Origin of the sequence: Pyrinomonas methylaliphatogenes, from assembly GCF_000820845.2 — a bacterium.
Lineage (GTDB): Bacteria > Acidobacteriota > Blastocatellia > Pyrinomonadales > Pyrinomonadaceae > Pyrinomonas > Pyrinomonas methylaliphatogenes.
Genome location: NZ_CBXV010000009.1, coordinates 43902 through 55952, shown reverse-complemented (window position 1 = coordinate 55952; position 12051 = coordinate 43902). Strand labels below are relative to the sequence as shown.

At 55.0% G+C, this 12051-nt stretch carries 9 protein-coding genes; all 9 read right to left on the bottom strand.

Features of this window, described 5'->3' with window-relative positions:
* Positions 1 to 411: 411 nt before the first annotated feature.
* Positions 412 to 675, bottom strand: a complete 264-nt coding sequence (gene cas2, locus PYK22_RS16020) for a CRISPR-associated endonuclease Cas2 (protein WP_041979422.1) — start codon at positions 673 to 675, stop codon at positions 412 to 414.
* A 292-nt stretch (positions 676 to 967) separates the two neighbouring features.
* Positions 968 to 2299, bottom strand: coding sequence for a type I-B CRISPR-associated endonuclease Cas1b (cas1b, locus tag PYK22_RS16015; RefSeq protein ID WP_060635814.1), 1332 nt, complete (start codon positions 2297 to 2299; stop codon positions 968 to 970).
* Between the two features lie 181 nt (positions 2300 to 2480).
* Positions 2481 to 2996, bottom strand: a complete 516-nt coding sequence (cas4, locus tag PYK22_RS16010) for a CRISPR-associated protein Cas4 (RefSeq protein ID WP_041979420.1) — start codon at positions 2994 to 2996, stop codon at positions 2481 to 2483.
* A gap of 25 nt (positions 2997 to 3021) precedes the next feature.
* On the bottom strand, positions 3022 to 5544 hold the full coding sequence (locus tag PYK22_RS16005) for a CRISPR-associated helicase/endonuclease Cas3 (RefSeq protein ID WP_041979419.1): 2523 nt from the start codon (positions 5542 to 5544) through the stop codon (positions 3022 to 3024).
* Positions 5532 to 6296 (bottom strand): type I-B CRISPR-associated protein Cas5b, encoded by a 765-nt coding sequence (gene cas5b, locus PYK22_RS16000; protein WP_041979417.1) that lies wholly within the window; start codon positions 6294 to 6296, stop codon positions 5532 to 5534. Before cas5b ends, PYK22_RS16005 begins: the two co-directional genes overlap by 13 nt.
* Before the next feature lie 16 nt (positions 6297 to 6312).
* A complete protein-coding gene (cas7b, locus tag PYK22_RS15995; RefSeq protein WP_041979462.1) occupies positions 6313 to 7332 on the bottom strand; it encodes a type I-B CRISPR-associated protein Cas7/Csh2 in 1020 nt (339 codons plus the stop codon).
* Between the two features lie 16 nt (positions 7333 to 7348).
* Positions 7349 to 9331 (bottom strand): TM1802 family CRISPR-associated protein, encoded by a 1983-nt coding sequence (locus PYK22_RS15990; RefSeq protein WP_041979414.1) that lies wholly within the window; start codon positions 9329 to 9331, stop codon positions 7349 to 7351.
* A gap of 3 nt (positions 9332 to 9334) precedes the next feature.
* Entirely contained in the window at positions 9335 to 10069 is a 735-nt protein-coding gene (gene cas6 / locus PYK22_RS17085; protein ID WP_060635807.1) for a CRISPR-associated endoribonuclease Cas6, read from the bottom strand.
* Positions 10070 to 10269: 200 nt separating this feature from the next.
* A complete protein-coding gene (gene csx2 / locus PYK22_RS15980) occupies positions 10270 to 11787 on the bottom strand; it encodes a TIGR02221 family CRISPR-associated protein (protein WP_041979412.1) in 1518 nt (505 codons plus the stop codon).
* Positions 11788 to 12051 lie beyond the last annotated feature (264 nt).

Genomic DNA, 12051 nt, shown 5'->3' with positions numbered 1-12051 from the left:
ATTTTCTGGACCAGTCAGTCGGGTTTTAATCGGACCAGTGTGGGATTGAAACGTAGGAGACGGGAAGACCCAAAATGATGGCCTCATTGTTTTAATCGGACCAGTGTGGGATTGAAACCTTCGTGAGGAAGGTGCATTCGCGTCCAGTCCTCTTGTTTTAATCGGACCAGTGTGGATGAGGATATTGTTGTCTAACGGTCTAGTTTTAATATGAACTAGCTTCTAGCGGCTCATAATGAGAAACACACTTACTGGCGTCACATCATGCAATACTAAATGAATTATATTTTGCCAAGCAGGTTTGATAGAACGGCATGATTACCCTTCCAAGGACTGAGCCCCTTTTGGACTTCGCCAGATCGATGGAGCTGAAGTCCGATCCTCTTTCCTAAGACAGAGATCCTTGCTCAGTTAAAGCAGATTATCTATCGATCCTCTGTTTCTCCCCAAAACCTCTTTCCTCAGCCATCGGACATCTTCGAGTACGTAGAAATAGGCTGAATCTTTCTCTCGATCGATGATCTCACTCAGCTCGCTTTTGAGCCTTTCCAATTGCGCCTCACTCAGTTCCCCTTCGAACGCGGAATTCTGCACCCAATGCAAATACCGCCGCAGCAGTTGGCACACCCTATTGACACGTCCCTGCTCGACGTCGTAGACAACTACGATATACATAACGCTCTCGATGAATCTCTCGCTAGGTCCTTAAGAGAACGTGTACAGCGCTGATATTCGCCACAAAGCCACACGCATCGCTAGATGAATCTCTCGTTGGATCCTTAAGAGAACGTGTACAACCGGTGGAGGAAATGGCCCGGTGTCTCGGGCCAATTCCTATGAAGAGCAAGCATACAACCTAACATGCAATCCCCACACCTACCGCGCAACTCATCCGATCTTTGAAGAGTGCATGTACAACGTCCGCTCCCGAAGGGATTCGCGCTCATTACATCTTCCGCTCGTAGTTTTACCACCATGCGCGCAGCGCCTGGTAGGGTTCGATTCCGAGCAGATGCCGCACCAGCTTATAGCATTCGAGTCTAATAAAACCACGATAAGAGACGTTTCGTTTCATCCTTCGATGTCGAACCGTCGTTTGCAAGCGCTCTTCGAATTCGCGGACAACCACCTTACGCCCTTTCTCTTTCAAATAGGCAAAGGCAACTTCCTCCATCAAATCATCTTCCGTCACCATCGATCGGTTGAGGAGCTTAAAGATCATCTTATCGACGATGATCGGTTTGAAGATCTCGGCGATATCGAGCGCCAATGAGAACCTACGCGCGCCCGGCTCGTGCAGGAAGCTGATTGTGGGATTGAGCGGCGTTCGATAGATTTGCGAAAGCGCCGCCGCATAGAGGAGCGAATTGGAGAAGCTGATCAACGCGTTGATCATGTTATCAGGTGGCCGTTTGACTCGCTTGAACGGCTCCTCGAGCCTTAAGATTTCAGTGAAAGCGCCGTAGTAGATTTCTCTTATGCGTCCCTCTACACCCATGAGCGCCGCAATTGAGGATGCCGTTTCGATCTTCTCTGACTCTTGTTCCATCATCTCGATCGAATCCTGGATCGCCCGCCCGCGATTGCGGTAGTAGAGCAGATTGCGATGAAGGTTGTGATAGGCCCCGCGCACGATCTCGCGCGCGATTATGAGGCGTTTGGTCGCATCGATGTAGTGCTCAACTTGTCGAACGAGCAGATAACCTGAAACGTTAGTCTCTCGTGGGTAATAGGAACCGCTGTAGAAGCCGTAGTAATTGAACACGTGAAAGGGTATGCCCTTTTGCGCGAGGAAATTGAGCAGCTTCGTATTAAGATCGAGCTCGCCGAAAAGGAAAAGATCGGCAATGTCCTCGATCGGAATCGCTTGCGACTGCCCTTTTAGACTGAGTCGGGGCTCGCTCTCTTGCGCCGCTGATGTGCGCGCAGAAGGGTGTTCGCCAACCTGTCCACCATCGACATCATCGCCAGTAGCAGCTTCTATCCCGCCTTTTGCGCTCAACGTATCGGTTGCCGAACCTTTATCCACACACTCCGAACCGCTGTTTGGCAGATCTTCGTTTACAAGATCCATCTCCGGGCCAGTCTCTGTCGCTAAGCCGTCAGCCACGGCTTCGTTCTCCGCTGGCGATTGATGATCGGCGCGCTCATCATCGGAGCGTTTCGGGGGCAAAGGACCTTCATCTGTCGCTTTTGCAGACGCCTCGACGGGCTCGCTTCCGGGCCGACGCTCGAGGTAGAGCGTATTCCCTTTGCGGCGCAAACGTCCGCTCGTGAAGATATAGTAGGTCCGAGGCATCGGGTTCTCCTTCAGCGAAAGTCGCTGCAATCTATAACGGCAAGGCCTGCCGCTTGTTTCCTAAACGCTTCGCCATTGTGCGTTCATCATCGGCCCAATCGGAGTTTTTTCAATCCTATGCGAGCCGCGCGAGCTCATGCAACGAGAGCAAGTGTGGTCCAGTCGAAGCTTCTTTTCAACCCTATCCCCAACACAGCTCGCAATAGGAGCAAGAGCGGCAAATTGGCATGAAGTCCACCTGAGGCGGTGCAGCAAGATTCTCCACTCGACGGATCTCGCGCAAAGTGTGTTCGATCCGTTTCTCAGCCTCTTCCGTCAATTCGACGTTTTCGCGCCGCCTCTCCCGCGGGAAGCGCAATTCGCCTGTGAGGCCCGTGACGCCGAGCCGTTTTAGGTAGTAGAGATAGTATAGGATCTGCATCTGCGCCGCTTCTTTCATGCGGCGCGAGTATTTAACTTCGAGCACTTTGCCTTGACTTCCCAGCAGATCTATCTTGATCAAGTTATCGATGAGCATTTCATGGCGCGGTTGCTCGCGATACGATCTTTCGTGAAGCAGTCTTCCCAGCGCGACGCGCTCATTCGTCCGCTCCATGCGAAGATCGCGGCTATAGAGCCAAAGCTTTCGCTGACAGACGAGATAATAGTTGACTTTGATTCCATTCGTCTTCAACTCAGCGAACTCTTCATCGGTCATGGGCGATATACCTCACAGGATCTAGTCAAACGATCTGATCCGAAACCCTTTGGTCCTCGTCATCACTATTTATGTCGCAGATCGCGTTGAGCTTTCTATAACCAGACTGCGACAAATACAAGAACCACTCTGTAATTCGACCGTATGAGAGGTCTTCGAGCTGTCTGACCGGCACCGAGATCGTATAAGCTTGGAGCATCGGTTGAAGCAATTTTATAAATGCGAACCTCTTGCGACGCGCGGGGAGATTTTCGAGGCTTTTAAGCTGCTGGCAAACGCTTTCTGATTTGACTTGCAAGAAGCCCTCCAAAGGACCAAAAAGCTTTTCCGAAGCGCAAAGCCTGTCGAGCAAATCTAGAGCTGCATCCAAATTCTTGCTCGACCAGAGTTCACTCGCCACATTCTTGAGGTAATCGGCGGTCTGGTCTGCTACGCAGAACAACGGTACCTTCCAAGCCTCTTCTTGTCCGCGGAAGAGCTTCTTGAAATCCAAATCATCGAACCTCCAAGCGAGCGCCGCGCGAAGAATCTCCTTCGAGGCTTCAGGTGACAACCGTTCTTCAAGTTCACGCACATATTCCTGCTGCACCGTCAAGTACTCTCCCTCTGTAACTTCGGCACGATTCTTCAGCACCTTCAAAGCGGCGTCGGTGAAGATCGAATCGTAAATGTAGCTGTGGAATTCCCTCTGATTCTCGTCCGCATCATCTATCCACCTATACACCCACACATCGGCGCACTGTCGCTTGCCAAAGCGATTAGCGCGCCCGCAAATCTGCAACAACGAGTCCCACGGTGCGAAGTCTCGAACCGCTTCGTCCATGTCCAAATCGACGCCAGCTTCCACGCATTGCGTAGATACGACGCCAATCCACGCTTCCGGCTCGCTTCGGATCAGCTTGCGGATCTCTTTGATTCGGCGTAGTCGCTCGATAGGCACAACGCTTCCTGATAAATGGAATAGCTTTAGGTTTTGAAACTCAGCCTCATCTTCTTTGAGTTTCGCGAGATGAACGAAGAGATCCCGCGCGCTGCGTATCGTGTTAGCGACGATCAACAACTTCTTTCCTTTCCTCTCGCGAAGCCAATCACCAAGCTGGGAAGCATAGTCGCTGAACTTAATCGGCTCCAACTGAAGTCGCAGCCGTGTCCGTTCAAGCTGTTGGAAGTAGCTTTCAGCGTTTTGCACGAGGCTTTTGGCGGCTTTAAGAAAGGGCGGATGGGTTGCGGTCATATATACAATTTCGACGCCGAGCTTTTCACGCATTCTTTGAAGAAGAGTATCGACCGCTGGAATGAGTCGTGCGGGGATCGTCTGCACTTCATCGAGCAGGAGCACCGCTCCAGGCAAGCGGAAGAATCGCCGGATAAAGCCGCGATCGTTCGCGAGGAAAGAATAGAAGAGCTGATCAAAGGTCGTAACGACAAGATCCGCATCCCAATCTTCCAAGGCGAATCGCGCCTTCTCGAAGTTCGCTTCTTCATCACTTTTGCTTTCGGGAAAGCTCAGGCCGTGATGCTGGATCACGGAAACGCCGGTTTCGTCTCTTGGGAAAACTCGACGCGCAACATCCGTCGCCTGCTCGATGATGGAAAGATAGGGCAGCGCGTAAATGACGGGCTGCGATCTTTGCACATCCTCGTGCTTGCGTTGCACGGCGGCGGAGAAGTAAAGGCCCATCAGGGTCTTGCCAAGTCCCGTCGGCAGAGTCAATCTGAAGGCCGACGTGTCTGGTTCCTTAACGGCCCTTTGAATCTCTTCCCAGGCGCGCTTGCGAAGTTCCTGAAATGATATGCTGGCCTGCGGCTGTTCGGACGCGTACTGACAAATCCGTTCGGGATCAAGCGACACGGCCTGTTTTGGTTCTGGCGCTTGGATGACGCAGGCGACATCGGCTTCGGTCAGGGTCGAGACGACGAGCAGGAGGGCGAAATAAAGGTCGACGAGCCAACTCTCGGAAGGATTCGCTTCGTCGGCTTTCTGTCTGAGCAGTTGGCCGAATTTTTGAAAGCATTCGGTGATCTGTTGGGCCGTTATTCCCTCGAACTGCTTGCGGTAATCCGCAAAGCGTAGAGTCAGGTCGAGCGGCTCGCATCGCATCACGAAATCCCAGATGCGCTCGTCTATGTTGCCCCGAGCGACTTTGATCTGATGCTCGATGCTCGCTTCTTCAAAAGCCTCTTCGAGGTTACAGAGCAGCCCGTGGTGGCGGTTGACGGCGTAGGCGCAGGCGAAGGGGAGCAGCCGCGTCGGCCGCGGCTTTTGGCCGAAAACCTGCGAGGCGACGATGAAGGTGAAGACCGAGGAGATCGCCGCGTGATCTTTATCCTTGCCTTTGCCGCCATGGATGTAATCCTGGAATTGGCGCTTCGCCTTTCCGAAATCGTGCGTGCATCCGGCGATGAAAGCCGCTCGGGCAATGTCCTCAGGTCGAATACAAAGTTGCAGGTACGGTCTCAACTCAATAATGAGTTTAGAGGCCCTTTGGGCCACATCCTGCAAATGATCTACCAACAGGATGTCTGGGTGTGACTTCAGTTCGCGCATAGTTCGAAGCATACTATCTGCTGGCAAAGCCGGCGGAGGCGAAAAGCCTTCAGTTTATCCTGCTCATTCGTCCGCACCTTCAGCGGTTTCGCCTCGCGCGATACATAGGCCAGATAGAGATGGCGAAAGGTTCGATCCGAAAAGACTTCATTCGGAACGCGCTCTTCGCGCAAGAGCACTTCAGATTCGGAAAGATCAATCGCTTTCGCCATTGCTTCGTCAAGTGGAAGAACCGAAAGAATATCGGCTTTATCTACCTCAATCTCTTCGGCGACATCTTCGTCTTCCCATTCGACATCGGCCAGAAAACCCATGATCCCCAAGCAGGGCGGATAAACCCATCGTTTCTGCTGAAGACGCCCTTTGAGATTCTCCATCAATGCCTCATTCCGATGCCAGAACACGATCCTGTAGCACGGGCGGCGGACGACCTCTAGATTCTCCTGGAAGGATTCGTCCATCTTGGCCGGATCGAACCTCCCTTTAACGAGGCGCGGAGGAGTCTGGCGCCACTTTTCAGCAAGACGATCCTTCACGATCGGTCGCAACGGACAAACGGCGGTGCGGGTGTCGCTCGCCTTGAAAACTTCGGCTACTTTCTCTCGCGGCACGCCAAGAATAGCGCCGACCATCCCGATGACCGCCGTGCGTGGAGGGAAGCTGTAGGTTAACGCCGAAGTCGTCGTGAACCACTTACGCCAGTGAGCGAACTGGCCCCGTATCGTGAAAAGACAGATCGGCACTTTACCCATAGCGCCTCCTTCGCGCTCACGCTGCCTGGAAAGTCAATGCGTCTCGCTTATCAGCAAGAAGCTCCGCAAGCTTCTCGCTCAACTCTTCCGGCGATAGCCTCAGCCCCGAATCAATCCAGCATTCGATTCGGGCCAGATTCCCAGCACGCCGTTGAACTGTTTCGAGCACGCCGTCTATCTTCACCATGTAGTCTTTCGGCGAGCGGATACGGCGCTCGTCGCCCAAATTGCGCTCCAGCTCAATGCGATCGAGGAAGTAACCGCACTGGACTTCATTCGTGAAGTCAAAGCGCAGGAGAAGGCGCGGATGGTGGAAAGCCTTCGAGCGAGAATGGAGCGATAGCGTCCCACGCCACATCGCTTCCATCAGCAGAGCTACATCTTCTTCGGTAAGGCCCGTCTCCTTTGCCAGGTTCTCGTTGATCACGCCGTAAAAGCCGATGAGCGCGTAGGGGACGATGAATTCGCGGCGGAAGGTCTTTTGTCGAGCGGTCTCTTTGGAAGCGAACCCACCGGTGCCGGCGATTTCCAAGATCTCGGCAGCATGCAGGCTTTGTCCGGGATTAAACTGCACGGCGCCCGTCAGTTGCACCCCGCCGCTTTCGCCTCCCTCGTCGCCTTTAGCCGGTGTTTCGGCCTTCCCCTTCTTGCCCTTCGCGGCTCTCTTTTCCGTAATGGGCACGAGCGCGCCGAACAGGCGAACATCCACGCACGTTTTTATGAGCTGCTCTTTAACCCTTTCCACTTCGCCAGCTTTCGGCAAGCTTCCGAAAATCTCTTCGTAGCGTCGCTCCGCAGTCAAGGCCTTCTCGTCGGCGACGCGAACGAAGATTTCTAGGCCATCGTTCGGATCGCGGTGCTTGTAGCGAAGGATGTAATCTCGAATCGTTCGTTTGAGGCGCACATCGGTGACATCAATACGACCCGTTTCGGGGTCCTGTCTTGGGCGGTTTTCGAACGGATCGCCGTTCGGATTGCAGCGAAACACGTCGTAGAGAAAAAGGATCTCAGACCGATAGGGATAGGTTTTTTCCATGCGCACCTCCTTGAGTTTAAGATTCACCTTCTATTTCCTCTTCGGGAGAAGCTTCCTCGGCCTCTTCGCCTGCCGGCGCTCCGAGCGTCTTACCGACGGCATCCACCGTCGTCCACGAGAGCGCCCAGCCCAGACAGAAGCAAAACCGCGCTTCTTCGTCCGAGAGCTCGCCGCTTTGCGAAGCGAAATCAGCCGCCGCCTGTTGAATCACTTGAATCGCCTGGGTGTTGGCGTCCAACTGGCGAAGCTTGAGCATCAGCTCGGGAAAGATCTTCGCCATGATCTCTCCCCGCGAAACGGTTAGTCCTCGCAGGCGGCTGATGATGGGCATCTCGCCGGCTTTACTCTGCCGCTCGCTTCGTTGCTTTCCTTCAACGCGACCGAAAAGGACTCCCACCAAAAACGCCGCTCGTTTTGCGGGCGAATCCAGAAACAGCCTCGGTCGAAAGAAGTCTTCCCAGAACTGTTCATTCACGCCCTGACCGGTTGGTGTCGGTTGCATTGTCCCATTCGTGCCTCCTTCGAGTAATTCAGAGCAATAAATGAGCGCCCAGATTGTCCAGATGTATCTCGCACGCTCAGCGAGGGCCATCTGCACGGTGCGTTTTTGATCTTTACTGCTGATGGTCTCCTGGTAGGTGGCGCGCAAGAGGCCGTCGGCGTCCTGCCAGAATTCGCACTCGGGCAGAGGCCGATCCGTCAGGATCGCTTCCACAAGATGCATCGGACTGAACTTGAGAGCGCCTTGCGTTTCGTCTCGACCTCTGCGCGGCCACTTCCACGCTCGCCCAACGAATTCAAAGTCAGCCTTCAGCCACTGCGCAAGGGAACTTCCTTCTACGCCGAGAACCTCGTTTCGCAACATCTCGCGCAGCGCCCGAAGCCGCTCTTTCGTTCTGCGCAGGTTGATGGGCAGGATGTCTGAGATCGTATAGAGGAATATGAACTTCTGGCCAGGCTGATAAAAGACCAGAGATGCCGAGCGGAACGGAGGCTTATCTTTGAATCTTTCGTCAATCTCTTCCACGAGTCCTTCAAAGAGATTCGGCAGAGAGTCAACCTCAACATCGCCCGCCCTTTTCGACCTTGCTTTCTTGGGTTTCTCGGCGATGGGGAAGTGATCTTCGGGAACAGCTTTGCCCTTCGTGCTCTCGCGCCACTCCCAGAGGAAACGCACGAACGAGCCTTCCACTTCCGACGCGCCCGGTTCCAAATCGGGCAGGAGGTAGGTGTTTTTGCCGGCGACTTTCGTGCTCAAGTTCTCCTCAAAATAGCTCTCGGCGACATAGAGCCACTTTGCACATTCTTCGCAAACGGGAGCATATTTCCAAAGGTCCACTTCGCGCCCCATCGGGCTGAAGCCGAGTTTTTCGACGGTGAAGAACCGAAAAGGAATAGCCGAGCTGACCTGGCCCTCACTGCCGCAGACAGCGCAACGGCTCGCGCCCTTCTTCGCACGCCGTTCGCCTAAGATTTTTTTGCGAATGAACCCATTGCGAAATTCTTCGCGCTCGCCCGGCATCTTTCCACTTTGCACGGCCACCGCCAAAATGAGTGATTCATTTTGCGTCGCTTCATCGAGCTTCTTCTCCCAATCATCAGGAGAAAGATTTCCCGATTCTTGGAAACTCGTCAGCGCCTCACGGATCTTCCTAAGTCCGGTCCTGATGATTTCCTCGCGGGTCTTCTTAGGGTTTCCCCCTTTTGTCTTTCGGAAATCCAATAACCACGAAGGTCCAATAGCCGTATTGCCGGTTGATAAGGCATGGAGATACTTATACCTTTCTTCGTCCTTGTAATCTTCCAGGCGGACGACCCCAGTCGCCAAATCAATCGCCGCCACTTTCACCTTGGGAGCTTCTTTGCCCTTGATGGCGCTTTTATCCTTGATGGCGCTTTCGCACAAACGATGAAGGACAACCTGTTCCGGAGTCCAGCCGCGCTTTCCGCCTTCATAGCGGGCCAACTCTTTAGCGACTTGAACGAGCGTCGCGATCATAGCTTACCCTCCTGGTTCGATCATGCCGAATCCCTGGCTGTTTTTAATTCCCAGCCCTGCCGTATAAGCGAAGCGGATGAGCTGTTCATCGCCCCACATCTGAAGATACAGGTGCCAAGCGCGCACATCCGTATCGAACACGCGAACGAGCTTTTGCTTTGGGTTCCAGACGCGGAGACCGAACTCTCCGCCGTCCCATTCTCGCTGTTGGAAAGCCTGCCACTTCGTGATGAGATTGCGTTCGAGAGCCTCGACGAACCGGGGCTCGTCGGGGCGAAGGTAAATCGGATGCCGCGAGCGATTAGGATCGCCTATGGAGACAGCGATTGGTGAGATTGTACGGAAGACCAGACCGCTTCCGGGTTCGGGCACCTCTACACGCACGATGTCGAGGACCTCTACGAGCGTATCGAAAAGCTCGAGCTGCCCTCCCTTACGTTCCAGGCCCGCCTGGAATGCTTTCACAAATCGCGGATCAGGGCTGCTGATCTGCCACGCCATCCAGCGAACATCGGTTAGCCCCTGAGGCGAACAATTCCAGTGAGTGAGCATCAGATCCGAATAGACGAAGAGGCGATAAATCCGATTCTGCCAGCGGAAACCGTGCTCATGGAGCCAACGGCTGTAATCGGGGTCTGCCGCTTCTAGGATCGCGTATATTGCCTTCGTCAGGTCGGTACGATAATCCCATGGCAGGGTGATCGGCTCGCGAGTTTCCAGTAATAATTTCAGCCGCATCTTTGCTCCCCTTAAAGCACGTTAATTGGGGTTAGACTTCTTCATACCCTGGGGTTCCGTTTTCCGAAGAGCCAGAGACCGCTCGAGGTGAGCGGCACCATCAGGCTCGTTTTCTTGACGGTTAGCCGGGACGGCCTCCCTTTGGCCTTCCAGCAACGACCGTACTTCAGCGGCATCCAGTCCTCTGAGCTTCAAGCCACTTACCTCGCCGAGTGGTCAAAGACTAGCACTTCGCCCGTTGCGGGCGATTGGTACCACAGTCGCCGAGCCTTGCCGTGGAGGGCGTGGGCGACGGCCAGATACAGCCAGATCGGGGCCTGCCCCGTTAGGACCACTTCGTTCCCCTCGCCGGCAAGTTCCCAGGCGCGGTCCAGGTACTGCGGAAGGTCTTCCAGCCGCGCCGTGCCCTCGTAGAAGTTACTCAAATCCACGATCACGCGGGCGCCGTAGAGTACGCTGTCGGGCGCCGATGCGAGAAGTGCGCGGAGCCTTACCGGGATTGCTCGTGCATCCTTCTCGATGGCATCAGCACTCCGGGCATCAGTACTCATGCCGCAGTGGGCGAGGTCGTTGCGCAACTGTCCCAGCTTGTTCCAGAGATCTGACAGACCGGTGGGGAGCTGGTCGAACCATTCCGGGGGCGGCTCGGCGGTTCCTCCTTGTAAGCGGGCAGCGGCGGCACCGAGCGCATCTTCGGCTTCTTTCCGGTCGCTTCGCCGTAGCCAATCGCCACTCCCCCGGCAAAGGAGCACATACGAGACCACCCACTCCCGGGCCAGGGTGACGGCCTGCACGATGAGCCCTTTCGCCAAGTAGTACTCCACCAGTCGGAGCTGTCTCTCCAAGTTTTCCTGGCTGAGGGTGTCGGGTTCGGCAAAGGCGAGGGGTTCGAGCTCACGCCGAACCTGATCCACCAAGAGGGCAAAGGGCTTAGCCCACTGTTCGAACTCGCCCCGAGTTCCTTCCAGAAGCGGCAAGAGTTCATGGGCCACGCGCAGAACATCCCGGGGGTGGCTCAGATGCAGGGCTTGGGAGAACGTGCGGAGTTTCTGCCCCAGGGTTTTGAGTTTTTCCGGCGTGCCCGTGCCGGTGCGCCGCAGGGTCTGGTGGGCGGCGACCATCTTTTCGGCAATGAGCCCGGCATCCCCGCGCTTGAGCAAGGCTTCGGCTCCGCCGATCCAGTCCAGAAGTTCGAGGAGCGGCGTGAGGTCGAAGACGGGCGCGCGATCTTCAGGCTGGGGTGGCGTGCGGAAAGGCTCTCGGGCTTCGAAGGCGCCGTAGACGATGCGTTCGATGGTCACGTTTTTGGCACGCCGCAGGTAAGCGGCTACGGCGAGTACGACCATCAGGATAGACCGGAAGGCATGGGTGACGTCCAGGAGGACAGTATCGCTTTGCGAGACCGAGGAAACCACTCGATCGAAGATATCCCACAATTCTTGCGGAGAACGGCCTTCTGGAATGTCAATGGATTCGATCGGAATGCCCAGGCCGTGCAGGCGATCTCGAAGCGTGTCTAGGTGAGATTGTTGGGAGCAAGGCGGTTGGTAACGCTGGGCCGTCTCTGTCAGGAAGACTAGGAGCTTTTCGGGCTTGAAGATGTGAGCAATTGCCTCGGGAAAGAGATGGGTCTGGACCGCGTGCTCTCCCTGCTCGTCTCGCCACACGTAGGTGACGGTCTTGTAAGGGCTTGCTCCAAGAAACGTCAAGGCTTTCATGGCTCCCACATCCCAACTACGCGAACTGTCTTGATGCGCCGAGTTTTCTTATCGAACTCCGATGCCTGGACCCATATGTATGATCCAACGGGAAAGGCCTCCGGGTTCGCCACGCCGCCGCATTCCAAAATGTCTCCTTCATAACCCTTGACGAGTAGCCTGACCCGGATGGGTTTTCGAGAATTGTCGACAACCTGCGCCGGGATCCGAGGCGTGCCGGGCGATGCCTCATCGAGTGGTTCAGGCGCGGCCGGTTTCGGCTCC